28 protein-coding genes are annotated in these 26,882 nt (G+C 63.7%); 20 read left to right on the top strand and 8 right to left on the bottom strand.

Features of this window, described 5'->3' with window-relative positions:
- The first annotated feature begins 103 nt into the window (after nucleotides 1–103).
- The 4 genes from K7H91_RS02475 (at nucleotide 104) to K7H91_RS02460 (ending at nucleotide 3,984) form a co-directional block, all read left to right on the top strand.
- Entirely contained in the window at nucleotides 104–1,351 is a 1,248-nt protein-coding gene (locus K7H91_RS02475; protein ID WP_230718608.1) for an ABC transporter substrate-binding protein, read from the top strand.
- Between the two features lie 88 nt (nucleotides 1,352–1,439).
- A complete protein-coding gene (locus K7H91_RS02470; protein ID WP_230718607.1) occupies nucleotides 1,440–2,351 on the top strand; it encodes a carbohydrate ABC transporter permease in 912 nt (303 codons plus the stop codon).
- A gap of 5 nt (nucleotides 2,352–2,356) precedes the next feature.
- Nucleotides 2,357–3,199 carry a carbohydrate ABC transporter permease gene (locus K7H91_RS02465; RefSeq protein ID WP_230718606.1) on the top strand — a complete coding sequence of 281 codons (843 nt, stop codon included), beginning with the start codon at nucleotides 2,357–2,359 and terminating at the stop codon, nucleotides 3,197–3,199.
- Nucleotides 3,200–3,255: 56 nt separating this feature from the next.
- Nucleotides 3,256–3,984: an SDR family oxidoreductase gene (locus tag K7H91_RS02460; RefSeq protein ID WP_230718605.1), complete on the top strand. Its 729-nt coding sequence runs from the start codon at nucleotides 3,256–3,258 to the stop codon at nucleotides 3,982–3,984.
- A gap of 44 nt (nucleotides 3,985–4,028) precedes the next feature.
- Here K7H91_RS02460 and K7H91_RS02455 read toward each other — a convergent pair whose 3' ends face one another.
- The 5 genes from K7H91_RS02455 to K7H91_RS02435 are packed head-to-tail and all read right to left on the bottom strand — an operon-like array spanning nucleotide 4,029 to nucleotide 8,070.
- Complete coding sequence (locus tag K7H91_RS02455) at nucleotides 4,029–4,517, bottom strand: GAF domain-containing protein (RefSeq protein ID WP_230718604.1); 489 nt, start codon at nucleotides 4,515–4,517, stop codon at nucleotides 4,029–4,031.
- Nucleotide 4,518: 1 nt separating this feature from the next.
- A complete protein-coding gene (locus tag K7H91_RS02450; RefSeq protein WP_230718603.1) occupies nucleotides 4,519–5,265 on the bottom strand; it encodes an ABC transporter ATP-binding protein in 747 nt (248 codons plus the stop codon).
- Nucleotides 5,265–6,089 (bottom strand): ABC transporter ATP-binding protein, encoded by an 825-nt coding sequence (locus K7H91_RS02445; protein WP_230718602.1) that lies wholly within the window; start codon nucleotides 6,087–6,089, stop codon nucleotides 5,265–5,267. Before K7H91_RS02445 ends, K7H91_RS02450 begins: the two co-directional genes overlap by 1 nt.
- Nucleotides 6,086–6,988 (bottom strand): ABC transporter permease, encoded by a 903-nt coding sequence (locus tag K7H91_RS02440; RefSeq protein ID WP_230718601.1) that lies wholly within the window; start codon nucleotides 6,986–6,988, stop codon nucleotides 6,086–6,088. The genes K7H91_RS02445 and K7H91_RS02440 overlap by 4 nt, the downstream gene beginning before the upstream one ends.
- Nucleotides 6,985–8,070: an ABC transporter permease gene (locus K7H91_RS02435; protein WP_419197435.1), complete on the bottom strand. Its 1,086-nt coding sequence runs from the start codon at nucleotides 8,068–8,070 to the stop codon at nucleotides 6,985–6,987. Before K7H91_RS02435 ends, K7H91_RS02440 begins: the two co-directional genes overlap by 4 nt.
- Nucleotides 8,071–8,193: 123 nt before the next feature.
- Between K7H91_RS02435 and K7H91_RS02430 the strand changes: the two genes are divergently transcribed.
- Nucleotides 8,194–8,832 carry a helix-turn-helix domain-containing protein gene (locus K7H91_RS02430; RefSeq protein WP_230718600.1) on the top strand — a complete coding sequence of 213 codons (639 nt, stop codon included), beginning with the start codon at nucleotides 8,194–8,196 and terminating at the stop codon, nucleotides 8,830–8,832.
- 2 nt (nucleotides 8,833–8,834) lie between these two features.
- Nucleotides 8,835–10,421, top strand: coding sequence for an ABC transporter substrate-binding protein (locus K7H91_RS02425; protein ID WP_230718599.1), 1,587 nt, complete (start codon nucleotides 8,835–8,837; stop codon nucleotides 10,419–10,421).
- 137 nt (nucleotides 10,422–10,558) lie between these two features.
- Here the strand turns inward: K7H91_RS02425 and K7H91_RS02420 are convergent, their stop codons facing one another.
- Nucleotides 10,559–10,813, bottom strand: a complete 255-nt coding sequence (locus K7H91_RS02420) for a hypothetical protein (RefSeq protein ID WP_230718598.1) — start codon at nucleotides 10,811–10,813, stop codon at nucleotides 10,559–10,561.
- 523 nt (nucleotides 10,814–11,336) lie between these two features.
- On the opposite strand from K7H91_RS02420, the gene K7H91_RS02415 reads away from it, so the two are divergent.
- From K7H91_RS02415 to K7H91_RS02405, 3 genes are all read left to right on the top strand, one after another.
- Nucleotides 11,337–11,774 (top strand): DUF2231 domain-containing protein, encoded by a 438-nt coding sequence (locus K7H91_RS02415; protein WP_230718597.1) that lies wholly within the window; start codon nucleotides 11,337–11,339, stop codon nucleotides 11,772–11,774.
- Nucleotides 11,767–13,398: a PQQ-dependent sugar dehydrogenase gene (locus tag K7H91_RS02410; protein ID WP_230718596.1), complete on the top strand. Its 1,632-nt coding sequence runs from the start codon at nucleotides 11,767–11,769 to the stop codon at nucleotides 13,396–13,398. The genes K7H91_RS02415 and K7H91_RS02410 overlap by 8 nt, the downstream gene beginning before the upstream one ends.
- A gap of 72 nt (nucleotides 13,399–13,470) precedes the next feature.
- Nucleotides 13,471–13,608 carry a hypothetical protein gene (locus K7H91_RS02405; RefSeq protein ID WP_230718595.1) on the top strand — a complete coding sequence of 46 codons (138 nt, stop codon included), beginning with the start codon at nucleotides 13,471–13,473 and terminating at the stop codon, nucleotides 13,606–13,608.
- A gap of 60 nt (nucleotides 13,609–13,668) precedes the next feature.
- Here K7H91_RS02405 and K7H91_RS02400 read toward each other — a convergent pair whose 3' ends face one another.
- Together K7H91_RS02400 and K7H91_RS02395 are read right to left on the bottom strand one after the other, a co-directional pair.
- Entirely contained in the window at nucleotides 13,669–13,887 is a 219-nt protein-coding gene (locus K7H91_RS02400) for a hypothetical protein (protein ID WP_230718593.1), read from the bottom strand.
- 85 nt (nucleotides 13,888–13,972) lie between these two features.
- The gene (locus tag K7H91_RS02395; protein WP_230718591.1) at nucleotides 13,973–15,322 is read right to left on the bottom strand and encodes an NAD(P)/FAD-dependent oxidoreductase; all 1,350 of its coding nucleotides are present in this window, start codon (nucleotides 15,320–15,322) and stop codon (nucleotides 13,973–13,975) included.
- A 257-nt stretch (nucleotides 15,323–15,579) separates the two neighbouring features.
- On the opposite strand from K7H91_RS02395, the gene K7H91_RS02390 reads away from it, so the two are divergent.
- From K7H91_RS02390 to K7H91_RS02340, 11 genes are read left to right on the top strand one after another with little or no spacing between them, the layout of a single operon-like run.
- Nucleotides 15,580–16,248: a cytochrome c3 family protein gene (locus tag K7H91_RS02390; protein WP_230718589.1), complete on the top strand. Its 669-nt coding sequence runs from the start codon at nucleotides 15,580–15,582 to the stop codon at nucleotides 16,246–16,248.
- Between the two features lie 10 nt (nucleotides 16,249–16,258).
- Nucleotides 16,259–19,153, top strand: a complete 2,895-nt coding sequence (locus K7H91_RS02385) for a TAT-variant-translocated molybdopterin oxidoreductase (protein ID WP_230718588.1) — start codon at nucleotides 16,259–16,261, stop codon at nucleotides 19,151–19,153.
- Nucleotides 19,153–20,481, top strand: a complete 1,329-nt coding sequence (gene nrfD / locus K7H91_RS02380) for an NrfD/PsrC family molybdoenzyme membrane anchor subunit (RefSeq protein ID WP_230718586.1) — start codon at nucleotides 19,153–19,155, stop codon at nucleotides 20,479–20,481. Before K7H91_RS02385 ends, nrfD begins: the two co-directional genes overlap by 1 nt.
- Nucleotides 20,471–21,025 (top strand): DUF3341 domain-containing protein, encoded by a 555-nt coding sequence (locus K7H91_RS02375; protein ID WP_230718584.1) that lies wholly within the window; start codon nucleotides 20,471–20,473, stop codon nucleotides 21,023–21,025. Before nrfD ends, K7H91_RS02375 begins: the two co-directional genes overlap by 11 nt.
- Before the next feature lie 56 nt (nucleotides 21,026–21,081).
- Nucleotides 21,082–21,558, top strand: a complete 477-nt coding sequence (locus tag K7H91_RS02370) for a c-type cytochrome (RefSeq protein ID WP_269065917.1) — start codon at nucleotides 21,082–21,084, stop codon at nucleotides 21,556–21,558.
- Nucleotides 21,555–22,535 carry a hypothetical protein gene (locus tag K7H91_RS02365; protein WP_230718581.1) on the top strand — a complete coding sequence of 327 codons (981 nt, stop codon included), beginning with the start codon at nucleotides 21,555–21,557 and terminating at the stop codon, nucleotides 22,533–22,535. The genes K7H91_RS02370 and K7H91_RS02365 overlap by 4 nt, the downstream gene beginning before the upstream one ends.
- On the top strand, nucleotides 22,532–22,900 hold the full coding sequence (locus K7H91_RS02360; RefSeq protein WP_230718580.1) for a hypothetical protein: 369 nt from the start codon (nucleotides 22,532–22,534) through the stop codon (nucleotides 22,898–22,900). Before K7H91_RS02365 ends, K7H91_RS02360 begins: the two co-directional genes overlap by 4 nt.
- Nucleotides 22,897–23,703: an SCO family protein gene (locus tag K7H91_RS02355; protein WP_230718579.1), complete on the top strand. Its 807-nt coding sequence runs from the start codon at nucleotides 22,897–22,899 to the stop codon at nucleotides 23,701–23,703. Before K7H91_RS02360 ends, K7H91_RS02355 begins: the two co-directional genes overlap by 4 nt.
- Complete coding sequence (coxB, locus tag K7H91_RS02350; protein ID WP_230718577.1) at nucleotides 23,700–24,644, top strand: cytochrome c oxidase subunit II; 945 nt, start codon at nucleotides 23,700–23,702, stop codon at nucleotides 24,642–24,644. The genes K7H91_RS02355 and coxB overlap by 4 nt, the downstream gene beginning before the upstream one ends.
- Complete coding sequence (locus K7H91_RS02345) at nucleotides 24,641–26,245, top strand: cytochrome c oxidase subunit I (RefSeq protein WP_230718576.1); 1,605 nt, start codon at nucleotides 24,641–24,643, stop codon at nucleotides 26,243–26,245. Before coxB ends, K7H91_RS02345 begins: the two co-directional genes overlap by 4 nt.
- The gene (locus tag K7H91_RS02340; protein WP_230718574.1) at nucleotides 26,242–26,880 is read left to right on the top strand and encodes a cytochrome c oxidase subunit 3; all 639 of its coding nucleotides are present in this window, start codon (nucleotides 26,242–26,244) and stop codon (nucleotides 26,878–26,880) included. Before K7H91_RS02345 ends, K7H91_RS02340 begins: the two co-directional genes overlap by 4 nt.
- The last annotated feature ends 2 nt before the right edge of the window (nucleotides 26,881–26,882 follow it).

Raw genomic sequence — 26,882 nt, 5'->3', positions numbered from 1 at the left:
GCAATCAATCAACGGTCAAGGCCCGGACATTTGGGAGCGTTCGTGGCCAGCGACCATAATTCACGAGGCCAGGAGGGCCTATTTCAGCAAGGGAGGAGAAACTATGAAATACTCTGGAAAAATGAACCTTTTGACGGGCGTGGCCGCCATATGGCTGCTTGGCGCCTCGGGCGCTCTCGCGCAGACGGAAATCGAGTTCTCGCAATGGTGGGAGCCAGAGCTTCCCGCGGGCTCACTGCGCGCCATCATGGACGATTTCGAGGCCGAAAATCCGGACATCAAGGTCACGCTGATCAGCGGCCCCTACGCAACGACCCGCGATCAGATCGCGATCGGCGCGGCAAGCGGCACGATGAGCGATGTCGTCGGTCTCGACGGCGCCTGGGTGAACAGCCTCACCGCGCAAGGCGCGATTGCGGATATGGCGCCGCTCATGGACAGCACCGGCTTCGACCGAAGCGAGGCCGCCGACATCATCAAGATCGACGGCAAGTCCGTCATGATGCCCGTGGCATCCTTCGTCTATCCGATTTTCGTGAACCTCGACTTCGCCGAGGAGGCGGGCGTCACCGAACTGCCGTCGACCCGGCCGGAATTTCTTGAAGCCGCCAAGAAGATGACGAACGCCGAAGAAAACAAGTATGGCTGGGCGCTGCCGCTTTCGCTGCAATCGCCGTCGAGCGTTCTGAACGACATGATGTCATGGGTCTGGGCATCCGGCGAAAGCATGCTGGACAATGGACAGCCCGCGCTCGACAAGCCGCCGGTCATCGACATGCTCACCTATATCAATTCGCTGAACGAGGCCGGCGTCATCTCGCCCGGCATCGCCACCAAGACCGAACAGGAAAAGGTCGAGGAATTCGTCAACGGGCGTATCGGCATGATGGTCGACACGCTGGCGCATGTGAACCTGATTCGCGAGCGCAACCCCGATCTGAAGTTCGACGTGACGCCGATTCCTGTGGTCGAGGGCTACGAAGGCAAGCGCGGCCTGCCTTACGCCTCCTGGGGCATCGGGATTTCCGAATCCACCGAACATCAGGAAGAGGCCTGGAAACTGGTGGAATACATGATGCGCGAAGATGTGAATGCCCGTCTCGTATCGCTCGCCAACGCGTTTCCCGGCAATGTCAACGCAAAGCCCGATTTCGTGACCTCCGACGAGGTTTATGCCAAGGCGTTCGAGATCTTCCAGGAAGGATATCTGGCAAACGAGTTCACCGGGCTTCCCGTCGCCGTGGACCTGATGCGTCAGTTCGCGATCGAGAGCCAGAAAATGCTCGAAGGCCAGCAGACGCCGGAACAGGCGGCCGAGGCGGCACAGGCCGACTGGGTCAAGGAGTTTTGACGTCTCCGCTCTGATACAAAAGCACTTCGGGGGCGCGGAATACGCGCGCCCCCGATAAGACCGAGCGTATCTCAAAATCCGGAAATCGATGAGCGTGCCAATGATCAACCCGACCTCGATGGCGAGCTACAGGCTCAAACGGAAGGCTGCACCCTATCTATATCTGTCGCCCTCGCTCGTGGTCGTGGCGCTGCTCATGCTGCTGCCGATGTGCATGGTGATTGCCTATTCCTTTCAGGAAAGCGCCGTGCTGCGTCCGGACGCGCGCTTTGCGGGTTTGAAGCATTATCGCGAGATTTTCAGCGACAACGTCTACTGGGCAGCGCTTTGGCACACCCTCTATTTCACCATTGTCAGCGTGATCATGCACATGATCCTCGGCCTGACATTCGCGCTGATGCTGAACAGCGACCGGGTCAGCCCGTGGCTGCGCAGCCTGCTGCGGGTGCTCTACATTCTGCCCTGGCTGTTCACCCAGGTCATTATCGCGGTGATCTGGCGGCTGCTGCTGGAGCCGAACGGCGTGGTCAACAGCGTGCTGATGAATCTCGGCATCATCGGCTCCAAGATCCAGTGGTTCTCGTCGACGGAAACGGCGCTTCAGGCGGTGACCTTCGCCAATATCTGGGCCGGCTATCCGCTGTTCATGGTCAGTCTTCTCGCCGGTCTTCAGGGTATTCCGAAAGACCTTTACGAGGCCGCCGACATCGATGGCGCGACAGGGCCGCAGAAACTGTTCTTCATCACCATACCGCAGCTCATGCCGATCATTATCAGCATCTCGCTCCTGGATTTCATCTGGACGATGCAGGTTTTCCCGCTGATCTGGCTGACCACCGGCGGCGGCCCGATCTACGCGACCGAAGTGCTCAGCACCTACACCTACAAGCTGGCCTTCGCGCAATATGATCTTTCACAGGCCGCGGCCAGCGCCGTTACCATCCTGCTGCTCTCGATCGGCCTCACCCTGTTCTACATCCGTCATCAAAAAGCGAGGTAGGTCCGATGCGCAGACGAAACAGCAGACGCGAAAGACTGATCACACTGGCGCTTTATCTCGGACTTGCCGCCGGCCTGTTCTTCGCCGCCTTCCCGATTTACTGGATGCTCGGCAGTTCGCTGAAGCCCAACAGCGAGATCTTCGCATTGCCGCCGACAATCCTGCCGCGCGCGTTCACGCTGGAGGCTTATACCGCGATCCTGACCGACCCGGTGAAGCTGCGCTTCTTCTTCAACAGCTACCTCGTGGCCATGCTGGTCACGATCTTCACCGTGGTTCTGGCGCTTCTGGCAGCCTATGGCTTCAGCCGCTTCAATTTCCGCGGCAAGGGCGTGTTGAGCACGCTGTTCATTAGCACCCAGACCCTGCCGCCGATCACGCTTTTGATCCCGTTCTTCGGGCTGGTCGTGTCCTACGGGCTGTTCAACACCTATGCGGCGCTTGTGCTGACCTATCTGGTCTTCACCCTGCCCTATGCCATCCTTCTGATGACCGGCTATCTCAATACGCTGCCGCGCGATCTGGACGAGGCCGTGGCCGTCGATGGCGGTTCGAGCTGGACGGCGCTGTGGCGCGTGATCGTGCCGATCTCGCTGCCGGGCATCGTCGCTACCGCAGTCTATACATTCCTGCTGTGCTGGAACGAATTCCTGTTCGCGCTGACGCTGACCAAATCGACCGATATGCGCACCGTGCCGATCGGCATTCAGCTTCTCATGGGCCAGCACGCCTTCGAGTGGAACCAGATGATGGCGATGAGCGTGCTGGGCTCCGTGCCGCTTCTGCTCATCTACCTCCTGGCACAGCGCTATTTCCTCGCCGGCATGTCCGCCGGCGCGGTGAAATAGGCGACAGCATCACCGCAACAAACCGGAATACCGACAAATCGGGAAGGAAAACTGACATGGCCACGTTCGGCAAAGGCCCCATCCTCGTAACCGGCGCCAGCGGCGGGATCGGTGCGGCCACCGTGAGGCAACTGGTCGCCGCCGGCGCCACCGTTATCGCCAATGGCCGCAACGCCGAGGCGCTTGATGCGCTTGCCGCGGAAACCGGCTGCGCCACCCTGCCATTCGATCTGACAAGCGAAGACAGCATTCGCGAAGCGCTCGACGGGCGCGATCTGTGGGGCGTGGTCAACTGCGGCGGCTTTGGCGGCGAGATCGCAACGCCGATGGAGACCGATATCGACGTTTTCGACAAGGTCATTTCGGTCAATGCGCGCGGCGCGCTGCTGGTCACCAAATATGCCTCCAAATCAATGATCCGGCTTGGCCAGGGCGGCGCGATCGTCAATGTCTCGAGCCAGGCTTCGCTCGTCGCGCTGAAGGGCCATATTTCCTACGGCTCCTCGAAGGCGGCGCTCGACAACATCACCCGCGTTTCTGCGCTTGAGCTCGGCCCCCACAATATCCGCGTCAACAGCGTGAACCCGACCGTGGTCATGACCGAGATGTCCGCCTTCTATTGGGGACGTCCCGAAATCGGCGAGCCCTTCTTGGCGCAGATGCCGCTCGGGCGCTGGGCAAGCGAAGACGAAATCGCAGCCCCGATCGTATTCCTGCTGAGCGACGGGGCTTCCATGATCACCGGCGTATCGTTGCCGATCGATGGCGGTTTCACGGCCTGCTAGAACGCCTCACATTGAAACAAAAGCCGGCGCGAACGGAAGCCGCTTCAACCTCTGGCAACGCTCAGGCAAAGCTGGGCGGGGATGGTGAGGTCGCGCACGATCGCGGCAACGCGCTCCGGCGTATAGTGATCCGTCTCGTGCAGCATGTTGACCGTGGCGACGAGTTCGCCGCCGAGGATGACCGGCAGGTTGACCACCGACTGGCAGCCGAGCGAGTCGATCAGCGCGTGATCCGGGAACACCTTGGCGATGTCCTCAATCGTGTTGGCGACGAAGGGGCGGCGTTCGATGTGAACGATATCGAACCAGGCATCATGATGGATCGGCTTGGTGCCGGTCGCCGGATAGGATACGGGATCGCTGGTATAGGCGCGGCGCGCAAGACCCGCTTCCATGTCCACCGTCATCACCGTGAACAGCTTCACGCCGACGGTCGCCTCAGTCAGCCGCTGGAGCGCTTCGAAAGCGGCGTCGGCCGTGGTGGCGGCCGCGATGTCGGTGGCAAAGCGGGCGAGCGCCGTTTCGGTGGTCATGTCAGTGTCCTTCGGTATGTCCGCCGCTTGCTGCATAGAGCTCGCGGGCATAGGGGTGTTCCAGCGCGCCGGTCTTGAGTTTCTCGACGCCGGCGATCTCGACGATCTGTCCGCGCCGCATCACCGCCAGCCGGTCGCAGAGAAACGAGACCACCGGCAGGTTGTGGGTGACGAGCAGGAAGGTGAGGTTTTGCTCGGCGCGTAGCCGCTTCAGGAGGTTGAGGATTTCGGCCTGCACCGAGACGTCGAGCGCCGAGGTCGGCTCGTCCAGCAGCAGGATTTTCGGCTCCAGCATTAGCGCGCGGGCAATTGCCACACGCTGGCGCTGGCCGCCGGAAAGCTGGTGCGGAAAGCGGAACCGGAAACGGCGGTCGAGGCCGACGGCGGCCAGCATCGCCTCCACCCGTTCGGAACGGTTGCCGATGCCGTGGACGGCCAGCGGTTCGGATAGCGTGGCATCGATTGTCTTGCGCGGATGGATCGAGCCGTAGGGGTCCTGAAACACCATCTGGCAGATGCGGGCAAAATCCTTGTCGAGTTTCTTGCCGCGCGGCTTGCCGAGGACGGCGATATCGCCGGACCAGTCCGGCGCGAGGCCAGCGATGGCGCGCAGGATGGTCGATTTGCCCGAGCCGCTCTCGCCGACAAGCGCGAAACTCTCGCCCTCGGCCACAGCAAGGCCGGCGCCGAAGACGACCTTGGTGTCGCCATAGGAAATATCGACATTGTTCAGGGAAAGCGCGGTCATCACGTGTCTCCCCGTTCCAGCACCGGCAGGAAATCACGGTCCTCATCCATGCGCGGCATCGCTGCCAGCAAGCCGCGCGTATAGGGATGGCGCGCCTGTGAAAGCTCGGACGCCACACATTCCTCGACGATCTCGCCGGAGCGCATCACCAGAATGCGATCGCAATAACGCGACACCAGATCGAGATCATGGCTGATGAAGATCAGCCCCATGCCCTTGTCGCGGACCAGCCGGTCCATGATATCGAGCACCTGGCCCTGCACCGAAACGTCGAGCGCCGAGGTCGGTTCGTCGGCAATCAGGAGGTCCGGTTCCGGGATCAGCATCATCGCGATCATCACCCGCTGGCCCATGCCGCCGGAGATTTCGTGCGGATAAAGGCCCATCACCCGTTCGGGATCGTCGATCCGCACCGATTCCAGCATGGCGATGCTGCGTTCGCGGATTGCGCGGCGCGACAGCGAGAAATGCGCGGCCAGCGCCTCACCGATCTGGGCGCCGATGGTCAGTACCGGGTTGAGCGAGAATTTCGGGTCCTGCATCACCATCGAGATGCGCGCGCCGCGGATTTTCCGCATCTGCCGGGACGATTGCGCCAGGATGTCGATGCCGTCGAAATCGAGCCGGTCGGCGGTCACCCGTCCGGGTGGAGCGATCAGCTTCAGGATCGAGCGGCCGGTCATCGACTTGCCGGAGCCGGATTCGCCGACAATGCCGAGGCGTTCGCGGCCAAGGGTGAAAGAGAGCCCTTTCACCACCTCGACGCGGCCCTTGTGGGTCGGGAAGGAGACGCGGAGGTTCTGGATATCAAGGAGCGCCGTCATCGTCCGGCCCCCTGTTTCGGGTCGAGCACGTCGCGCAACCCGTCGCCGAGGAAGCAGAAGCCGAGGCTGACGACGAGGATCGCAAAGCCCGGCATGGTCGCCACCCACCACTGGTCGAGGATGAAGGCGCGCCCGCGCGAGATCATCGCGCCCCATTCCGGCAATGGCGGCTGCGCGCCGAGCCCGATGAAGCCGAGGCCCGCCGCCGTCAGGATGATGCCGGCCATGTCGAGGGTGACGCGGATGATCATCGAGGAGGTGCAGAGCGGCAGGATGTGGCGGAAGATGATCCGCGCCGGGGACGCGCCCTGCATCCGCACGGCATCGATGAATTCGGAATTGCGAAACGTCATGGTCTCGGCGCGGGCGATGCGGGCATAGGCCGGCCAGGCGGTGATCGCAATCGCGATGATCGCGTTCTCGATGCCGGGGCCAAGCGCGGCGACGAAGGCAAGCGCGAGGATCAGCTTCGGCATCGACAGGAACACATCGGTGATGCCCATCATGATCCGGTCGGTCCAGCCGCCGAAATAGGCCGAGACCGCGCCGGCGATGAGGCCGATCGGCGCGGAGATGATCGCAACCAGGGCCACGATCATCAGCGTGATCCGCGCGCCGTAGATGACGCGGGAGAGAATGTCGCGGCCGAGTTCGTCCGTGCCCATCCAGTGTTGCAGGCTCGGCGGCTGCAGCCTTTCGCCAAGTGACTGGCCGAAGGGCGAATAGGGCGCAAGCCAGGGGGCGAAGACAGCCATGATGACCAGCAGCAGCACGATCGCAAGCCCGATGGCGGCGAGCGGATTGCCGAGCAGCGCGAGACCGGCGCGATAGGATGCGCCAAGCCGCGCCTGCAGCAGCGATGTGGGAGAATCGGCCAGGAGCCAGTCGCGTGTGATCATCGGCGGGCCCTCGGGTCGATGACGCGGTAGAGCACGTCGGAGAGTTTGTTGATCAGGATGAACACCGAACCGACAACCAGCGTCGCGCCGAGCACGGCGTTCATGTCGGCGTTCAAAAGCGCGGTCGTCAGGTAATTGCCGATGCCGGGCCAGGAAAAAACCGTCTCGATCATCACCGAGCCCTCGAGCAGGCCCGCAAAGGAGAGGCCGATCACGGTGATCAGCGGCACCAGGATCGGCCGGAAGGCATGACGCCAGATCACCAGCCATTCGGCGACACCCTTGACCCGCGCTGTGGTGACGAAATCCTGGCCGAGCTGGTCGAGCATGAAGGATCGGGTCATGCGGGCGATATAGGCGAGGCTGAAGAAGCCCAGCACCGAGGCCGGCAAGATGATATGCGAGATGGCGTTGAAGAAGATGTCGGTTTCGCCGGCGATCAGGCTGTCCACCAGAATGAGCCCGGTCACCGGGGGCACCAGCCCGTCATAGAAGATATCGAGCCGCCCCGGCCCGCCGACGAGGCCGAAGCGGGCGTAAAACAGCGCTAACCCGACAAGGCCGAGCCAGAAGGCGGGCACCGAATAGCCGAGCATGCCGATGACGCGGATGACCTGATCGAGCGGGCGACCGCGATGGGCGGCGGCATAGACGCCCATGGGCACGCCGAGCAGAACGCCGATGATGATGCCGATCGTCGCCATTTCCAGCGTCGCCGGGAAGAACCGGGCGAGATCTTCCGAGACGAGCCGGCCGGTGGAGACGGAGCGGCCGAAATCGCCGGACAGCACATTGACGACATAATGAAAGAACTGCACCGGCAGCGGCTGGTCGAGCCCCATCTGCACGCGGGCGGCCTCATAGACCTCCGGCGTCGCGCGATCGCCGACCACCGCGAGCACCGGATCGATCGGGATCACCCGGCCGATGAAGAAGGTGATGGCGAGGAGGCCGAGAAAGGTGAACGCGATGGTGACCAGCACCGAGGCGATGGCGCCCAGCATGCGTCCGCCGCGCCTGATGCGCGACGGTCCGGCCACTGGCATCGTTTCGTCTGTCGGGCCGGCTGGCTCAAAACTCAATTCGGGTCTTTCCCTTGTCTGGCGGGAGGCTCTGCCGCCGCAAGGCGCGGCGCGATGAATATTTTCACTTGGATAATACAAGTTTTTTTGCTTAGATCAAAAAAATTTTGATCGGGATGAAATATGCGCGAAACGCTCGTCGCCATGCGGGACACGACACAGCCCAGGGTCGGATCGATCATCCGGGCCCGCCGACAGCAGATGCAGATGACGCTGACGGCGCTCAGCCAGGCATCGGGCGTCTCCGTCGGCTATCTGAGCCAGGTCGAACGTGACCAGGCCGTGCCCTCGCTCGGCACGCTGGCGCAGATTGCCCGGGCGCTCGGCGTCGGCATCGATTATTTCATCGCCGCGCCAACGCCGCGCGACGCGCTGACGCGAGAGGGCGCGCGCACCAAATTCTCGGTCGACGGCTCCTCGGTGATCTATGAGCGCCTCGGGTCCGATTTTCCTGGCAACACGCTCTCCTCCTTCGTGATGACCGTGCCGCCCGGTTACCGCTCGGAACTCGTCAGCCATGAAGGCGAGGAAATCATCTACGTGCTGGAGGGATCGATCACCCAGCGCGTCGATAATGAGGAAATGATCATGTCGGCGGGCGACAGCCTGCATTTCCGCGGCAGCCAGCCGCATGCATGGTCGAACCATACGGACAGGCCGGCAAAGCTTCTCTGGGCGGGAACGCTGGCGCTGTTCCGATCCAATGCCGCCCCGAAACCAGCCGCACAGACGGCAAAACCGAACCAGAAAGAGGAGAACTGACCATGAAACTCTTCAAAGCCGCACTACTCGCGGCCGCGCTGACCCTGCCGATGGGCGCGGGGTCTGCCATGGCCGACACGCCCGCAAACATGCTGGTCGTCGCTCAGAACATCGACGATATCGTCGCGATCGACCCGGCCCAGGCCTATGAATTCACCTCCGGCGAACTCGTCACCAACACCTATGACCGGCTGGTGCAGTATGATGCCGAGGACCCGACCGTGCTTTCGGCCGGCCTTGCCAGCGAATGGACGGCCGATGACGAGGCCAAGACCATCACCTTCACGATGCGCGACGATGCCACCTTCTCCTCCGGCAATCCTGTCCGTGCCGAGGATGTGGCGTTTTCACTCGGCCGCGTCATCAAGCTGAACCTGACGCCCGCCTTCATCCTTGCCCAGCTCGGCTGGACGCCGGAGAATGTCGACGACATGGTGAGCGTCGACGGCAAAACCGTCACCATCAAATATGACGGCGACTTCTCTTCCGCCTTCGTGCTCAACGTGCTCGCCTCCCGTCCGGCCTCGATCGTCGACGAAAAGGAAGTGATGGCGCACGAGACCGACGGCGACATGGGCAATGCCTGGCTGAATTCCAATACCGCCGGCTCCGGCCCCTTCAGCCTTGCCGATTACCGTCCGGCCGAGCTGATCCGGCTGACCGCCAACCCGGATTACTTCAAGGGCGCGCCGGCGATGGAATCGGTGATCATCCGCCATGTGGCGGAATCGGCGACGCAGCAATTGCTGCTGACCTCCGGTGACGTCGACCTCGCCCGCAACCTGACGCCGGACCAGATCGCCTCCATCGAAGGCGACGGCATCAAGGTCGAGACCTTCCCGCAGGCCGCCGTCCACTTCCTGTCCTTCAACCAGAAGACCGAGGCGTTGCAGCCGGAAGCCGTCTGGGAGGCCGCGCGCTACCTCGTGAATTACGAGGGCATGACCGACAGCTTCCTGAAGGGCCAGATGGAAATCCATCAGGCGTTCTGGCCGAAGGGTTTCCCGGGTTCCTATGATGAAACGCCCTTCACCTACGATCCGGAAAAAGCCAAGCAGATCCTCGCCGATGCCGGCGTCGAAACGCCGATCGACGTGACGCTCGACGTCATCAATTCCGCGCCGTTCACCGACATGGCGCAGTCGCTGCAGGCAAGCTTCGCCGAGGCCGGCATCAATTTCGACATCATCCCGGGCACCGGCGCGCAGGTGATCACCAAATACCGCGACCGCACCCATGAGGCGATGCTGCTCTATTGGGGTCCGGACTTCATGGACCCGCATTCCAACGCCAAGGCCTTCGCCTACAATTCCGACAATTCGGACGACAATTATCAGGCCACCACCACCTGGCGGAACGCATGGGCCGTGCCGGACGACATGAACAAGGAAACCATGGCCGCGCTTTCGGAATCCGATCCGGAAAAGCGTCTCGACATCTATGTCGACCTGCAGAAGAAGGTGCAGGAAACCTCGCCGATCATCATCATGTTCCAGGCCGCCTACGAGGTTGCCATGCAGGATGACGTCGAAGGCTACGTCAACGGCGCGACCTCGGACTTCGTCTATTACCGGCTGGTGACGAAGTAGGCTCACCGACGAGAGGCGAGCTCCGTAGACCGCGGGAAACAACCTAAAACCCCCGGCAATCGCCGAAGGTTTGCTCGCAGTACGAAGCCGGAGATATTTCTCCGGCTTCCATTTGACTATGAGACTGATCTACCACTTCACGCGACAGCCAAGATTGCCGCCGTAGGAGTAGGAGCCGGCGCGGACCGCTGGAGCGGGATCATGAAGGTGGCCTGGCTTTCGTTCTGATCCAATTCGGGCGTGCCGGCGCTGTTAACGGAGACGTTCGTCTGCGAGTAGTAGCCCGGGTCCTTCGGCGTCAGCACCGGCGCGGGCGCGGGCGGAACAACCACTTCTCTGCCGAGCCAGGCCCGCTTGCCGACGCGCTGGCGCATGGTCGGAAGCGTGTTCATGTCCAGGAGCGCCGACTAATAACCTTCGGAGAGCGGCACGAAAGGCTGGCGCCGGGGCCGCGGGGGACCCGGAGGTCTCGGGTTCCCGAGGGCCGAAAAGTAGACGCTGGGCGGATAGCCGTTGCCGGTCGTCGTGACATCCGCCGTGCCGGAACCAATAGCAGACATTTTCCGGCTGTGTTCACCATGACAGGCTGGTAGCGCCACCCGGGATTATGAAATGCGGTCGGGAGGTTGCACCCGACCGCAGAATGAGGACGGCCCCATTGTCGTGCTTACCTCAATACGCCAACTCTTTCGCGCGCATTCGCGAGGGTCATGATCTGGTTCACAAAATTCCGCGCGGAATCTGCTGTTGAAGGCTTCGGCGAAGCCTTCACCTGGCGGTTTGACAGGTTCGAGCCTGCCGTATGTGTAGCGGGCGGCTCTGCGGCACCTGCTGAACGCCGCCTTCCGCGCCGCCCAGGAACAAAACCGTCTTCCGCCTGTTGTGGCCGCGTTCGAACGCAAGGAGGTTACGCTCATGCATACTCGACAGAACGCGGTGGGCAGGTATCCCTACCGCTCCGTATTTGTCCCGTTTCCGCTGGTGGCGTTCAGCTTCGCGCTGATCACGGATATCCTCTATTGGCGGACGTCCGTTCTGATGTGGCAGCACTTCTCGGAATGGCTATTGCTGGGCGGGCTCGTTTTCGGCGCGCTTGCGGTGCTTGCCGGCATCGGCGATGCGTTGCGCCCCAACGCCCGCCATTACCGGCCCGGCTGGGGCGAAACGGTCGGCTACATCGTCGTTCTCGCACTCGCGGTCCTCAACAGCTTCGTCCACGCGGGTGATGGCTGGAAGGCGGTGGTGCCGGGCGGTCTGATCCTCTCCGCGATCACCTTCATCGCGATCCTCGCCACGCTCTGGCTTTCCGCCGTCCGCCCGTTTTCCTATGAATGGAGGATCCTCCATGACTAAATTCAGCCTTACTCGAAAACGCGTCCTCGCCCTCACGGCGGGTTCGGCGCTCGTCACGCTGTCCGCCTGCGGCGACGGCGGCCAGGTCGATCCGTCGGAGCAGATCGGCGCCGATCCGGTACTGCCCGAGCCGGAGCACTCCCTGCTGCCGAGCATGAAGGTCGCCGAAGTCGTCGGCTGGGACGAGGGTGAGACGCCCGATGTGCCCGACAACCTGACTGTCTCGGCCTATGCCGGGGATCTCGCCAATCCGCGCACGGTGTACACGCTTCCCAATGGCGATGTGCTGGTTGTCCAGGCGCGCGGGCCGGCCGGCCAGCCGCCGGACCGACCGAAAGACCTGATCCGCGGCTGGATCATGTCGATCGCCCACGGCGGCGGAGGCGGGCAGCCGAAGGAAAGCAACCTGATCACGCTGCTCAGAGACACGAACCGCGACGGCGAGGTCGATGAACGGCACGACCTTCTGACCGACCTGAACTCGCCCTTCGGCGTGGCCTGGGCCGACGACACGCTCTATGTCGCCGCGACCGACGCGATCCTGACCTATCCCTACGAGCTAGGCCAGACGGAGATCACCGCAGCCCCCGCAGTGTTGACGCCGCTTCCGGGCGGACCGATCAACCACCACTGGACCAAGGATCTGGTGCTGAGCCCGGATGGCGAAACACTCTATGCCTCGGTCGGGTCGAACTCCAATATCGCCGAGAACGGCATCGAAGCCGAAAAGGGCCGCGCGGCGATCTGGCAGGTGAACCGCGAGACCGGGGCCGCGCGTATCTACGCGTCCGGCCTGCGCAATCCCAATGGCCTTTCGATCAATCCGGATACAGGCGAACTCTGGACCGTCGTCAACGAACGCGACGAACTCGGCCCCAATCTGGTGCCGGACTACATGACATCGGTTGAAGAGGGCGCGTTCTACGGATGGCCATGGAGCTATTTCGGCGATCATGTGGACGCGCGGGTTCACCCGCGGCGGCCGGACATGGTGGACCAGGCGATCGCCCCGGACTATGCGCTCTCCAGTCACGTGGCCCCGCTCGGCATGGCCTTTTCGCAAGGCTCGGCACTGCCCGAGGACTATGCCTCCGGCGCATTCGTCGGCGAGCACGGGAGCTGGAACCGGACCGTGTTCAACGGCTACAAGGTCGTGTTCGTGCCGTTCGTGAACGGCGAGCCGGCTGCCGCCGCAGCCGACGTCGTCAGCGGGTTTCTGGACGGCGACGAGGCGCGCGGCCGACCGGTCGACGTCGGCATCGACGGAACCGGCGCATTGCTCATTGCCGACGATGCCGGCAACACGGTCTGGCGGGTCGCCGCCGCCGATGGCGCGGTCACGCCGGAGCCGCTCGGGACCGACGAAATGCCGGCAGGTTCCATGGCCGCGGGCATGGCGGAGGCAGGCGGCGAAGGCAGCCCCGGTTCACACCCCCCGGATACGCCTGCCGCGGCGGCCGGCGACGACAGCAATGCGTCTGGCGACGGGGAAGCCCCGCCACCCTCCGCCGACGAACAGCTCACCGGCCAGGAGCCGGTGGAAGGCGGGCAGACGGACACGCCCCCGCAGACCGATATCGCTCCGGCCACGGAGCCGCCCGGCAGCGTCGAGGATACGCAGTAACGGATAGACGCGGCGGGCGCAGGGCGTCCGCCGTTTTTGAACGGTCGCCGGTTACGCTGAAAGGAGATAAGTATGAGACGTTGGAGCATTGCGGGCGCAGCCATCATCATCGTGGTAATCATCGCTGCCTTCGCCATCGGCAGGAGCAGCGCCGACAATGATGATCAGGCGGACAAGGCGCCGCCTCACGCGATGAACCCGAGCAACTGATCGGCGAAAGAAAAGCGCCGGACGAAAGCCCGGCGCTGCTATTTGGAATCGAACTTCACGCTACTCGTCCTTGCGGCGGTTGGCGCTGTGGTCCTTGTATTCCTCGTTCTGCACGTTCTTGCCGTCAAGCCCGCGTTCCTCGGAATGGCGCGCCTTGTCGCGGTTGGAAAGCACCTTGTCCTTCGGCAGAACCTCGTCCTCAAGGTCTGTCATGGCGCCTTCGCCACTGCTCTTGCCCTGCGAACCCGGCCCGAAATGTTTCTTGTCGGCATTTGCCATCGGTCTCTCCTTTCGTTTCGGTCCGTCAAAGACCGGCCTTTGCGCCTAACCGAAGAGAGGCCGCGATGTTCCGGCGAGAGCGGAATCATGTCTTGTCGTCGATCAGGCGGGCATTGCGCTGGCCGGTGAGGAAGGTCCAGATCCACTGGACGCTGACGAGCAGTCGTTTTTCGAAGTTCACCAGCAGATAGACATGGATGAGCGCCCAGAGCCACCAGGCGAGGCGACCGGTCAGCTTGAACCTGCCGGACTGGAACACCGCCGCGTTACGGCCGATGACGGCGGTGATGCCGCGATTGCGGAAGCGGAACGGCGCCTCGTCATCGTGGCCCTCGGCTTCTCGTCGCAGCTTCCTGCCGAGATATTTCCCCTGCTGCTTGGCGACCTGCGCCAGCGCCGGAAACGGGCCATCCTCGCTCTGAACCGAGGCCGCATCGCCGAGAATGTAAATATCCTCGAAGCCGATGGCGCTGAGATCGGCCGCCACCGGCACCCTGCCGCCGCGCTGGGGCTCCACGCCCAGCCACTCCGCCACCGGCGTCGCCTTGACGCCCGCGCCCCATATGACGCAGCCGGTCGGGATTGTCTCGCCGCCCGCCGTGACCTCTTCGGCAGCGATGGCCTCGACCGGTGTATCGACCTGCACATCGACCCCGCGCGCCTCAAGCCGCTTCAGCGCGTAGCGCGAGAGCTTCTCGTCAAAGCCGGAGAGAATGCCCGGCCCGGCCTCGAGCAGTATGATGTTCAATTCCTCGGGCGCAATGTTCCTGAAATCCCGTCGCAGCAGAAACACGCCGAGCTCGGCGATGGCGCCGGCGAATTCGACCCCGGTCGGCCCGCCGCCGACGATCACGAAGGTCAGAAGCTTGCGGCGCTCGTCCGGATCGAGCGTCAGTTCGGCCCGCTCGAAGGCGAGAAGCAGGGTCTCGCGCACCTGCCGGGCATCGCGATTGGTCTTGAGGCCGGGGGCATATTGCCTCCATTCGTCATGGCCGAGATAGTTGTCGACGGAGCCGGTCGCGATCACCAGAGTATCATATTCCACCGGCGCGCCGTCCCGCGTTAGAACGGCCTTGCGTTTCGCATCGATGCCGACGACTTCGGCCATCACCACATCGATATTGCGCTTTTTCCCGAGCGTTCGCCGGAGCGGTTCGGAAATATCGGCCGGCGACAGAATGGCCGTGGCAATCTGGTAGAGCAGCGGCTGGAACAGATTGTGGTTGCGCTTGTCGATAAGCGTGACCTCGACCGGCGCGCCGCCAAGCTTCGATGCGCAGGCGAGCCCGCCGAAACCGCCGCCGACGATGACGATGCGGTTCGGCCGTCGAGCCGCTGCGTCAGTTTCCGACTTCGTTGCGCGGCTGGTCTCCGAAAGTCTCTCGACGCCATTGGCTGCCCCGGCCGAGCGGGTGTCTTCGCTGGATGCGATCATTGGCAATGCTCCTTGGCTGAAATCGGGTAGCAAGCGGTCTCCGCTCCGCATCGAACCTCAACGCGGAAGAAATGTTCCGCGCCCGGCAAAAAGCTCCGGAACAAATCTCAACGTCGAATGTTCGGCGGCAGCGAATTCATGGCGAGTATTCATGGCGAGAGCGCCATGGCGCGCGTTCAAAAGCCGGAACCAATCGGGCAGGCCGGTGTTAACCAATAAAGTTGCCCTCCCGGGCGACGCCGATCAAGGGGGCCGGCGTGGCACAGATTTTCACCGCCTCAGCGGATGCGAAGCTTCGGCTTTTCGCCGGAGCGGTCGCGCTTGCCGTGGTGTTGGGCGGCGCGCTGTGGTGGTCTGCGGCAAGTTCCAGCTATCGCACCGGCGTCGACTGGGTCAGCGAACAGCCCGTCCCCTTCAGCCATCAGCACCATGCCGGCGAACTCGGCATCGACTGTCGCTATTGCCACGACACGGTCGAGACCAGCGCCAGGGCCGGCCTGCCATCGACCGAAACCTGCATGACCTGTCATTCGCAAATCTGGACCGATGCGCCGATGCTGGCGCCGGTGCGCGAGAGCCTTGCCACGGGAGAACCGCTTCAGTGGAACCGCGTGGCGCGGGTTCCGGACTATGTCTATTTCGATCACTCGATCCATGTGACCACCGGCGTGCCCTGCGAGACCTGCCACGGTCGGGTCGACAAGATGCCGCTGATGAAACAGGCAAAGCCGTTCGATATGGGTTGGTGTCTTGATTGCCATCGCGACCCCGCCCCCAAACTGCGCCCCCCGAGCGAAGTCACTCGCATGGACTGGTCGAGCCTTGATGACGACCTCGCGGCCCATCGCGATTACGGCGCGCTGGTCGTGGAAGCGCGCGGGATCGAACCGGATCGTCTCGATGACTGCAATGTCTGTCACCGATGAAGGAGGGCATGTGACGCAAGGAACCGACATCTTCCGCAAACATCTCGACGGCCGATCGGGCAAAGCGCTCTGGCTGGGGCTGGAGCAATTGTCCGCGACGGAGGAGTTCAACGCTTTCCTGAGGTCGGAATTCCCGGCGCTTCAGGCTATGGGGGAAGGCATCACCCGCCGCGGGCTGCTGAAGACCATGGCGGCGTCCTTCGCACTGGCCGGGCTCACGGGCTGCGATGCACGCTCTGATGAGAACGCGCTTCCCTATGTGCGTGCCGCCGGAAACCGCGAAGAGCCGGTTCTCTACGCGACCGCCACGCGGCTTTCCGGCTATGCGCTCCCCGTTCTCGGCCGAACGGTCGCGGGCCGTCCGGTGAAGCTTGAGGGCAATCCCGATCATCCGGCCACCGGCGGCGCCACCGATGTGTTTCTGCAGGCATCCCTGCTCGGGCTCTACGATCCGGACCGGTCGCAGGCGCCGAAGGAATTCGGCGATCCGGCAAGCTGGGCGGCCTTCGATGCGTTTCTGGCAGAAAAGCGCGCGACCCTGGACGCGACGGCCGGCGCGGGGCTCAGCATTCTCACCGGTCAGATCACCTCCCCCACAATGATCCGTCAGCTCGAGGCGTTGCTTGACCGCTGGCCGCTGGCGCGCTGGCACATCACCGAGCCGGTCAACGAGGACAATCGCGTTCTCGGCGCCGAGGCCGCCTTCGGCCGGGCGATGATGCCGCAGCCCGATTTCAGCCGCGCCGAGACCATCGTCTCGTTCTCCGATGATTTTCTGGGCCCCGGCTCGCGCCAGTCGATCAACGCCCGACAATGGAGCCTGCGGCGCAAGGCGTTTCGGAATGGCGACGGCGAGAGCCGCATCCTTGTGGCCGAGGCAAGCCCGAGCATCACCGGAGCCCGCGCCGACGAGCGGCTGATTGCCGCCGAAAAGCGCATGCCGGCCCTACTCTCAGCGCTCGCGGCGCGGCTTGGCGTCACCGGCGACGTGCCGGAACTGAGCGAAAGCGAAAGCCGCTGGGTCGATGGCGTCGTGACCAAGATTGAGGCCCGGCCGGACCGGGCGCTGGTGACGGTCGGGGCGCATCACGCGCCGGCGCTGCATGCGCTCGCCTATCGGATCAACCAGCATCTCGGCGCAATCGGCGAAACGCTCGCCTTCACCGAACCCATCGCCGCAACGCCCGCCCGCCAGCGCGATCTCGACAGCCTGGTCGATGACATGGATGCGGGCGCGGTCTCGACGCTGCTCGTCCTCGACTGCAACCCTGCCTATGCCGGGCCGCCCGCCTTCGCGGCGGCGATGGCGAAGGTCGAGACGGCGCTGCATGCGGGGCTTTATTACGATGAAACGGCCGCGCTCTGTCGCTGGCACCTGCCGATCCCCCACGATCTTGAAAGCTGGAGCGATGCGCGCGCGGTCGACGGCGCGGCGACCGTCCTCCAGCCGCTGGTGCAGCCTTTCTACTCGGTCCGATCGCAGCATACGCTGCTTGCCAACCTGATCGGCGAAGTCGAGGCGGATGCCCGCGTCATCGTGATGACGACATGGCGGGAGCGGTTCGAGGGCGATTTTGACGCGCAATGGAATGAAGCCCTGTTTGCCGGTTTTGTGGCAGGCACTTCTGCCCCGGCGATTGCGCCCCCGGCACCTGAAACCGCCGGCGCACCACTGGCAATGCCGACCACGGAAGACGCCGCGCTCACCCTTCTCATCCAGCCGGACCCGTCGGTCTGGGATGGCCGTTTCGGCAATAATGGCTGGCTTCAGGAAACGCCAAAGCCGATGACCAAGCTGACATGGGGCAATCCGATCCTGATCAGCCCGGCGCTCGCCGAGCGCGAAGGCCTCGCCGCCGGCGACGTCATCAGGCTCCGCCATGGCGAGAGAACGGCGGAAGGCCCGGTCTGGATTCTGCCCGGCCAGCAGGCCGAAACGCTCACCCTCACCCTCGGCTATGGCCACCGCACCTTCGGCTCGCTCGCCGATGGTCTCGGCACCGATGCCTATCCACTGTCGGCGGGCGGCACCATGCTGAGCGGGGTCACGCTGGAGAAAACGGGCGCGCGCGAAAAGCTCGCCTCGACCCAGCTTCACCAGGCGATGGAGGGGCATGATTTCGTCAGGACCGTCAGCGCCGAGGCCTCGCGCCAGGCGGCCGCAACGCACGAAGAACATCCCGGAAGCTTTTATCCGGAAAAGCCAAAGACCAGCCCGGCCTGGGGCATGTCGATCGACCTCGACGCCTGCATCGGCTGCAATGCCTGCGTGGTGGGCTGCAATGCGGAGAACAACATCCCGGTGGTCGGCAAGGACCTTGTGGCCGAGGGCCGCGAGATGCACTGGCTGCGCATCGACCGCTATTACGAAGGCCCGCCGGAGGCGCCGCTTTCCTATTTCCAGCCCGTGCCGTGCATGCATTGCGAGGATGCGCCCTGCGAGATGGGCTGTCCGGTCAACGCCACCGTCCACAGTTCCGACGGGCTCAACGTGCAGGTCTATAACCGCTGCATCGGCACCCGCACCTGCGCCTCCTACTGCCCCTACAAGGTGCGCCGCTTCAACTGGTTCGACTATACCGGTGACGACCCCGAGCAGCTCCGCGCCATGCGCAATCCCGAGGTCACCGTCCGCTCGCGCGGCGTCATGGAGAAGTGCACCTACTGCGTCCAGCGGATCGAGACCGCGCGCATCGACGCCGACCGCGAAAACCGACCGCTGCGCGATGGCGAGGTGGTGACGGCCTGCCAGCAGGCCTGCCCGACACAGGCGATCAGCTTCGGCGATGTCGCCGATCCTGACACCGAGGTCAGCCAACGCAAGGCCGAGGCGCGCGACTATCTGCTGCTGGAAGAGGTCAACACCAAGCCGCGCACATCCTATCTCGCGCGGGTGGAGGGGTGATGACGGAGGCAAGGCCACTTTCTGCCAAGCGGATCAACGCCGTCACCGACCTGCCGCTCGGCTTTCCGGCGCCACGCGCCTGGGCGCTCTCTTTCGCCTTCGCGCTGCTGCTGCTCCTCTGCTTCGCCGTCGCCGTCACGGTGCTGTTCTGGCGCGGCGTCGGCGTGTTCGGCAACAATACTCCGGTCGCCTGGGGCTTTCCGATCGTCAACTACATCTGGTTTCTCGGCATTGGCCATGCCGGAACGCTGATCTCCGCGCTGCTGCTCTTGACCGGCGTCACGCAGCGCAATGCGCTCAACCGCTTTGCCGAGACGATGACGCTTTTCGCCGTCGTCTGCGCCGGGCTTTACCCAATCCTCCATCTCGGCCGGCCGTGGCTGTTCTACTGGACGGCGCCCTATCCGAACACGATGGGCATCTGGCCGCAGTTCAAGAGCCCGCTCTCCTGGGATTTCTTTGCCGTGCTGACCTATCTCATGGCCTCCGCCGCCTTCTGGTATGTCGGCGCGATCCCCGATTTCGCCCGTCTGCGCGACCGGGCAAAGAGCCACCTCGGGCAGGTCTGCTACGGGCTCGCCGCCCTTGGCTGGCGCGGCTCCATGCGGCACTGGCGGCGCTGGGAACAGGCCTACCGGCTCTGCGCCGGGCTTGCCGTCACGATGGTGTTCATCATCACCGCGGCCTATTCGCTGCTGCTCGGTGGCGGGCCGATTCCCGGCTGGAACTCGTCGATCTTTCCGCCCTATTTCCTCTGCGGCGCGGTGTTCTCCGGCTTTGCGGTGGTGGCGGTGATCATGGCGGTGCTGCGCCGCGCCTTCCGGCTCAATGACATTCTGACCGATGCCCATAGCGACCTGATCGGCAAGCTCCTGCTCGCAGTCGGTCTTATGACGGCCTACGGCTATCTCGCCGACATTTTCAACGCGCTCTATTCCGGCGAACGCTCGGAACTCGAAACGCTGCATGACCGTCTTTCCGGCGCCTATGCCTGGAGCTTCTGGGGCGCGGTGATCTGCAATTTCGTGCCGTTGCAGCTGCTCTGGCTGCGGCGCGTGCGGCGAAACAGCCTGTTGCTTGCCGCCATCGGCGTTTCGGTCGCCGCCGGCATGTGGATGGAGCGCTACATGCTGATCGTCACCGGGCTTTACCGCGATCATCTCGTCTCCTCCTGGGGCACGTTTCAGGCAAGCCTCTGGGACTGGGCGCTGTTTGTCGGCATGATCGGCGTCTTCCTTGCGCCGTTCCTGCTGTTCGTCCGCCTGCTGCCGATCGTCTCCGGCTTCGAGCTGAAAAAAGCGTCAGAGGAGGCCCGGCATGCCCGCTGACCGCCCCGATACGCATTATCACGCCGCAGCCGCCGGCTTTACCAGCCCGGAAGGTCTCGCTTCCCATATCGCAACATTGCGGCAGCGCGGCTACCGCAAGCTGGACGTTCTCGGCCCCTATTTTTCCAGTGAGATTGCCGATGCGCTCGATGCCGGTGACAACCGCATTGCCTGGATCACGCTTGCCGGCGGGCTTTTCGGCGCGTTCGCCGGGCTGGGCGTGCAGCTTTACGCCAATTACGCCTATCCGCTGAATAGTGGCGGGCGGCCCGTATTCGCCTGGCAACCGCTGCCGATCATCACGCTGGAAATCGCGGTGATGTCTGCCATCGTCTTCACGGTGATCGGCACGCTTCTGTCCTGCCGCCTGCCGAAGCTGCATCACCCCGATTTCGAAATCCCGGATTTTTCCGCGAGCGACCGCTTCTACATCCTCGTTCACGCAACAGACGAGCAATTCGATACCGCGCGAACCCCGGATGACCTGAAGAACCTCGGTGCAGAAACCGTCGCTCTGGTGCCGCTGCCGGAGGCGCCGTCGTGACCATCCGAGCGTTTCCCTTCTTGGCCTGCCTTCTGACCCTTGTCGCTTGTGACGGCATGAATGATCAGCCGCGCTATGACGACTATGAGGAAAGTTCGCTGTTTCCTGATGGCAAGGCGCTCCAGCATCCGCCGGAGGGCACGGTCTCCCGCAGCGCCCCGGCCGAGACCGCCGCACTTCAGACCCGCCCGCTGATGGACCGCGCGCTGCTGGAGCGCGGGAAGGCGCGCTACGAAATCTTCTGCGTGCCGTGCCATGACCCTGCCGGCTACGGCAATGGCCGCATCCCGTCGCGCGGCTTTCCCGCCCCGCCAAGCTTCCATTCCGAGCGCCTGCGCAATGTCGATGCGCGCTACATCGTCGACGTCATCACAAATGGCTATGGCGTGATGTATTCCTATGCCGGCCGCGTGCCGGCGCGCGACCGCTGGGCGATCGCGGCCTATGTCAAGGCGCTGCAGCTCAGCCAGGATGCGCCGGAGCGGCGGCTATCGGCGGAAGACCGGCAAAAGCTTGCGGAGGCGCGACCATGACCCTCCGACCAACCGCGCCGTTGATCCGCCTGATTGCCGGCCTCCTGCTTCTGGCAGTCGCCGGACTGCTGATCGTCGACCGGCCGGAACCGGGCCTCGCCGGCCTGCTCGCAGCCAGCGTGTTTGCAAGCGCCATCCCGATCGGCGCGGTCTTTCTGCTGCTCGTCATGGCGCTCACCGGCGGACGCTGGCAGCGTGAACTCGCCGGGGTGACAGAGGGCCTCTCCCGGCTTGCTCCGATCTTCGTCGTCTTTCTGCCGCTGCTTCTGTTCTCGCCAACACTCTACGGCTGGCACGGGATGGAGCGTGACACCACCTTCCGCGCTCTGTTTCTCAACGAATGGTCCTACGCGCTGGTAACGATCGGCCTCCTGCTGGCACTGCTGATCGCGCCCTGGTGCGCCACGCGCTCCCGCGCTGCAGCGGCTATCGCCCTCATACTCTTCGTCCTCCTGCAGGGACTGGCGGTCAGCCTGTGGCTGATGCCGCTCGCGCCGGGTTATTTTTCCTCCGGATTCGCGCTCTATGTGCTGTCGCTCCAGGTCAATATCGCGCTCTGCCTGCTCGTGCTTTCAGCCCCTGCAACGCGCACGCCGCTCTCCGGCACGCTGCTGCTGCTCGCCGTGCTGTTTTGGCTCTATTTCGCCTACATCCAGTATTTCGTGTCCTGGAACGTCAATTCCGCCGCCGGGCTCGAATGGTTCGCGCCGCGAAGCGCTGGGCCCTGGCGCTATGTCGAATATCTGCTGGCGGCAAGCGGCGTGGTGCCCGCAGCGCTTCTGCTTTTCCCCCCGGTCCGGCAAGCGCGACGCTGGGTCGTGGCGCTTGCCGCCATCATCCTCGGGGGCAAGGCGGTCGAATGCCTCTGGCTTGCGCTTCCCGGCCGTGGCGGCCTTGCCGTCGCCCTCGTTTCCGGCGCGGGCCTGATGCTCGCTGCCAGTGCCAGCCTTCGCCCGCCACGGGAGGTCCGGCCATGAACGAGAACAATAACGGCGCCAAGTATGAACAGCGTGACGTCCCCGTCCGCATGGTCCTTTATGCCGGCGTCCTTCTGGTGGTGTTCGTGGCCGTGTCGCTGGCCTTTGTCGCTTTCCTCACCGGCCTTTTCAGCGTTCCGGACCGTAAGCCGACGCCCGTTCAGACTGCCGAAAGGCCCGTCGCCGGCCCACGGCTTGAGGTCGACCCCAAGGCCGATCTCGACGCGCTGAATGCAAGGAACCGACGCCTCATAGAAACCTACGGCCGGAGCGCGGACGGCCGCATCCGCATTCCCGTCGATCGCGCCATCGATCTCCTCGCCGACCGAGGCTGGCCGAATGAGACCAATGGAGGTGGTCCATGATCAAGCTCCCCGTCCTGGCGGCGCTGCTCGCGCTTCTCGCCGTCCCCGCACTCGCCGCGCGCGACGCCAATTTCGACCCGTTCGGGCTTGCGGGCATCGACGAGCGGCCGGACGCCGAAATCCCCCTCGACCTGCCCTTCCAGAACGCCGATGGCGAGACAGTGACGCTCGCCGAACTTGCCGACGGAAAGCCGATCGTGCTGGTCCCGGTGCTGCATGACTGCCCGAACATCTGCGGCGTGACGCTGTCGGGCGTCATGCAGGCGGTCCGGGCGCAGGAATTCAAGCCGGGCGAGGATTTCACCATGATCGCCTTCGGCATCGATCCGGATGAAGGGCCGGAGGATGCGCGCGCGGATCTCGCGGTGCTGCAAAAATCCTTCCCGGACATCGACATGACCGGCATCCACGCGACGACCGGCACGACGGAAAACATCCGCGCGGTCACCGATGCGCTCGGCTATCGCTATGCCTATGACGAGCGCATCAGCCAGTATGCCCATGTCGCCGCGACCGCCTTCCTGACCCGCGACGGTCATTTGAGCCGCTGGATCTATGGCCTGACTCCGCAGCCGACCGACATGAAGCTGGCGCTGACGGAGGCCGGCGAAGGCCGGATCGGTGACTGGGGCGACCAGATCCTGCTGCTCTGCTACCACTATGACCCCGTCACCGGCCGCTACGGCTCGCTGGTGCAATCCATGCTGAGGATCGGCGGCGGGCTGACCGCGCTTGCCGGCGGCGGGCTGATCGCGGTGGCGCTTATGCGCGAGCGCAGGAAGCGGAAGGAGGCGGCGGAATGAGCGATTTCATCGCGCTCTGGCCACAATCCGCCTCCGCCTACAGCGGACGGCTCGACCTTTTGATGTGGGTATTCACGGCGCTCGTCGTGGCGCTCTCCGCGCCGGTATTCATTCTGATCGCCTATTATGCCTGGAAATACCGCGCCGGCCGCAAGGCGGACCGCAGTGACCGGGTCAACCGCAACACCCTGATGGAGATCTCCTGGGCGCTGATCCCCTTCATCCTGATCGTCGCCTTGTTCGTCTGGTCGACGCGGATGTTCTTCACCGTCCATCAGCCGCCGGCGGATGCGATGGAGATCAACGTCGTCGCCAAACAGTGGATGTGGAAATTCGAACATGCCGGCGGTCAGCGCGAGATAGATGAACTGCATGTCCCGGTCGGCGAGCCCGTGCGGCTTTCGATGGCCTCGCAGGACGTGATCCACAGCCTCTACATTCCGGCGCTCCGGCTGAAGCAGGACGTCGTTCCCGGCCGCTATACCTCGCTCTGGTTCGAGGCCGACAAGCCCGGCATCTATGCACTCGCATGCGCGGAATTTTGCGGGGCGGATCATTCGGAGATGACCGGCCGTTTCATCGTCATGGAAAAGCCCGCCTTTGCCGCCTGGCTGGAACAGTCCGGCACCGATGCGTCGCTGGCCGCGGAGGGCGAAAAACTCTTCCGCAATAATGGCTGCAGCGGCTGCCACAGTCCCGCCGCCACCGTGAAGGCGCCCGATCTCGAAGGGCTCTACGGCCGCCCGGTTCCGCTTGCCGACGGCAGCATGGCGACGGCCGATGACCAGTATATCCGCGATAGCATTCTGCTGCCGCAATCACAGATCGCCGCCGGCTATCCCGAGATCATGCCGACATACAAGAACGTGCTCAGCGAAGACGAGGTGATGAAGCTCGTCGCCTATATCAAGTCGCTCGCCACGCCGGAGGACACGCCGTGACCGCCAACCCGCCAAGCTATCTGAACGCCGGCCACACCATCCGCTCGTGGCTGCTGACGACCGATCACAAGCGCATCGCCGTCCTCTATCTGGTTTCGGTGACGTTCTTCTTCCTGATCGGCGGGGCCGCGGCGGGGCTGGTGCGCGCCGACCTGTTGACGCCCGAAGGCGATCTTCTCACCAATGAGGGCTATAACCGCGCCTTCACGCTGCACGGCGTCATCATGGTCTGGTTCTTCCTGATCCCATCAATCCCCAATGTCTTCGGCAATTTCCTGATCCCGCTGATGATCGGCGCGCGCGATCTCGCCTTTCCCCGGCTGAACCTCCTGAGCTGGTATATCTATATGCTGGGCGGCCTGTTCACGCTGATCGTGCTGCTGGTCGGCGGCGTCGATACCGGCTGGACGTTCTACACGCCTCTGTCATCGATGTTCTCGAACGGCCACGTCGTGCTGGTCGCCGCCTCTGTGTTCATCGTCGGCTTTTCGTCGATCCTGACCGGCCTCAACTTCATCGTCACCATCCACAAGCTGCGCGCCCCCGGCATGGGCTGGGGGCGGATGCCGCTGTTCGTCTGGTCGCACTACGCCACCTCAATCATTCTGGTTCTGGCAACGCCAGTGCTGTCTATCACGCTGTTGCTGATTGCGGCAGAGCGGCTGTTCGGCCTCGGCATCTTCGATCCGGCGCTCGGCGGCGATCCGCTGCTGTTCCAGCACCTGTTCTGGTTCTACAGCCACCCGGCGGTCTACATCATGGTGCTGCCGGCACTTGGCGTCATCAGCGAACTTGTGGCCGCCGCCGCCCGCAAGCCGGTCTTCGGCTATAGCTTCGTCGCCGGCTCGTCGATTGCGATCGCCATCATCGGCTTCTTCGTCTGGGGCCACCACATGTTCGTCTCCGGCCAGTCTATGTATGCGAGCGCGGTATTTTCGTTCTTGAGCCTCGCCGTCGCGGTTCCCTCCGGCATCAAGGTCTACAATTGGACGGCGACGCTCTACAAAGGCAATATCCTGCTCGATCCGCCCTTCCTGTTCGCGATGTCCTTCATCGGGCTCTTCGTCGTCGGCGGGCTGACGGGGATCGCGCTGGCAATGCTCTCCATCGACGTGCATGTCCACGATACCTATTTCGTCGTCGCCCATTTCCACTACATCATGGTCGGCGGTACGATCTCGGCCTATTTCGGCGCGCTGCATTTCTGGTGGCCGAAGATGTTCGGGCGGATGTATCCGCTCACCTGGGGGCGGATCACCGCCGCCACGATCTTTTTCGGCTTCAACCTGACCTTTTTTCCGCAGTTCATCCTCGGCTTCCTCGGCATGCCGCGGCGCTACCACGTCTACGCACCGGAGTTCCAGACGCTGCATGTGCTCTCATCCGCCGGCTCGACGCTGCTCGGCTTCGCCTACCTGCTGCCCTTCGTCTATCTCGGCTATTCGCTCGTGGCCGGCAAGCGCGCGAGCGCCAATCCATGGGGGGCGACGGGCCTTGAATGGACGGTGCCATCGCCGCCGCCGAAGCATAATTTCGTCGAAATACCCACGGTCACCGGCAGACCCTACGAATACCCGGTCGACAAGGAGGGCAGAAAATGAGCCAAGACCTGCCGCGCCTGAAGGAGCCCTACAGCACGCGGGGGCAGCAGCGCGAGGCCGATATGCTCGGCGTCTACCTGTTTCTCGCAAGCGAGATCATGCTGTTCGGCGGCCTGTTCGCCGTGATCTTCGTCGCCCATTACCTGCACCCGGAAGAATTCATCGCCGCGTCGAAGAAGATGCATGTGGCGATCGGCGGCGCCAACACGATGATCCTGCTGACATCGAGCGCTCTGGTGGCAATCGCGGTGAAGGCGGCGCGCGCCGGCCAAACGAGGCCGGTCTCGCTCTGCCTCGCGCTTGCGGCCGTGCTCGGCGTCGCCTTCCTCGGCCTGAAGGCCTATGAATACTGGAGCGAATATCAGGAGGGCCTGCTGCCCCTGCCCGGCCTCCATACGGATTTCGCCTCGCCCGGCGAGCACCTGTTCATGAACATCTACCTCGTCGCGACCTCGCTCCACGCGCTGCATCTGACCATCGGGGTCGCGGTGCTCGGCCTCTTCGCCTGGTTGGTCCGGTCGCGCCGGCTGAAGCTTCCGGCGGGCGCCACGGCCACAGAGACGGCGGCGACCTACTGGCACCTCGTCGACATCATCTGGATCTTCCTGTTTCCCGTCCTCTATCTCGCGCGGTGATC

This window comes from Martelella mediterranea (genome assembly GCF_021021415.1).
In the GTDB taxonomy this organism is placed as follows: Bacteria; Pseudomonadota; Alphaproteobacteria; order Rhizobiales; family Rhizobiaceae; genus Martelella; species Martelella mediterranea_C.
Note: the sequence above shows the minus strand (reverse complement) of the source record. Positions and strands in the feature narration are given on the sequence as shown.

What these genes read in the sequence shown, in the direction of transcription:
- K7H91_RS02375 (WP_230718584.1), top strand. Translation starts at nt 20,471, where the DNA reads ATGCCCGCTGACCGCCCCGATACGCATTATCACGCCGCAGCCGCCGGC.
- K7H91_RS02475 (WP_230718608.1), top strand. Translation starts at nt 104, where the DNA reads ATGAAATACTCTGGAAAAATGAACCTTTTGACGGGCGTGGCCGCCATA.
- K7H91_RS02360 (WP_230718580.1), top strand. Translation starts at nt 22,532, where the DNA reads ATGAACGAGAACAATAACGGCGCCAAGTATGAACAGCGTGACGTCCCC.
- K7H91_RS02465 (WP_230718606.1), top strand. Translation starts at nt 2,357, where the DNA reads ATGCGCAGACGAAACAGCAGACGCGAAAGACTGATCACACTGGCGCTT.
- K7H91_RS02415 (WP_230718597.1), top strand. Translation starts at nt 11,337, where the DNA reads ATGCATACTCGACAGAACGCGGTGGGCAGGTATCCCTACCGCTCCGTA.
- K7H91_RS02340 (WP_230718574.1), top strand. Translation starts at nt 26,242, where the DNA reads ATGAGCCAAGACCTGCCGCGCCTGAAGGAGCCCTACAGCACGCGGGGG.
- coxB (WP_230718577.1), top strand. Translation starts at nt 23,700, where the DNA reads ATGAGCGATTTCATCGCGCTCTGGCCACAATCCGCCTCCGCCTACAGC.
- K7H91_RS02470 (WP_230718607.1), top strand. Translation starts at nt 1,440, where the DNA reads ATGAGCGTGCCAATGATCAACCCGACCTCGATGGCGAGCTACAGGCTC.
- K7H91_RS02440 (WP_230718601.1), bottom strand. Translation starts at nt 6,988, where the DNA reads ATGATCACACGCGACTGGCTCCTGGCCGATTCTCCCACATCGCTGCTG.
- K7H91_RS02400 (WP_230718593.1), bottom strand. Translation starts at nt 13,887, where the DNA reads ATGGCAAATGCCGACAAGAAACATTTCGGGCCGGGTTCGCAGGGCAAG.
- K7H91_RS02445 (WP_230718602.1), bottom strand. Translation starts at nt 6,089, where the DNA reads ATGACGGCGCTCCTTGATATCCAGAACCTCCGCGTCTCCTTCCCGACC.
- K7H91_RS02355 (WP_230718579.1), top strand. Translation starts at nt 22,897, where the DNA reads ATGATCAAGCTCCCCGTCCTGGCGGCGCTGCTCGCGCTTCTCGCCGTC.
- K7H91_RS02455 (WP_230718604.1), bottom strand. Translation starts at nt 4,517, where the DNA reads ATGACCACCGAAACGGCGCTCGCCCGCTTTGCCACCGACATCGCGGCC.
- nrfD (WP_230718586.1), top strand. Translation starts at nt 19,153, where the DNA reads ATGACGGAGGCAAGGCCACTTTCTGCCAAGCGGATCAACGCCGTCACC.
- K7H91_RS02410 (WP_230718596.1), top strand. Translation starts at nt 11,767, where the DNA reads ATGACTAAATTCAGCCTTACTCGAAAACGCGTCCTCGCCCTCACGGCG.
- K7H91_RS02370 (WP_269065917.1), top strand. Translation starts at nt 21,082, where the DNA reads ATGAATGATCAGCCGCGCTATGACGACTATGAGGAAAGTTCGCTGTTT.
- K7H91_RS02460 (WP_230718605.1), top strand. Translation starts at nt 3,256, where the DNA reads ATGGCCACGTTCGGCAAAGGCCCCATCCTCGTAACCGGCGCCAGCGGC.
- K7H91_RS02420 (WP_230718598.1), bottom strand. Translation starts at nt 10,813, where the DNA reads ATGAACACGCTTCCGACCATGCGCCAGCGCGTCGGCAAGCGGGCCTGG.
- K7H91_RS02365 (WP_230718581.1), top strand. Translation starts at nt 21,555, where the DNA reads ATGACCCTCCGACCAACCGCGCCGTTGATCCGCCTGATTGCCGGCCTC.
- K7H91_RS02425 (WP_230718599.1), top strand. Translation starts at nt 8,835, where the DNA reads ATGAAACTCTTCAAAGCCGCACTACTCGCGGCCGCGCTGACCCTGCCG.
- K7H91_RS02450 (WP_230718603.1), bottom strand. Translation starts at nt 5,265, where the DNA reads ATGACCGCGCTTTCCCTGAACAATGTCGATATTTCCTATGGCGACACC.
- K7H91_RS02405 (WP_230718595.1), top strand. Translation starts at nt 13,471, where the DNA reads ATGAGACGTTGGAGCATTGCGGGCGCAGCCATCATCATCGTGGTAATC.
- K7H91_RS02430 (WP_230718600.1), top strand. Translation starts at nt 8,194, where the DNA reads ATGCGCGAAACGCTCGTCGCCATGCGGGACACGACACAGCCCAGGGTC.
- K7H91_RS02395 (WP_230718591.1), bottom strand. Translation starts at nt 15,322, where the DNA reads ATGATCGCATCCAGCGAAGACACCCGCTCGGCCGGGGCAGCCAATGGC.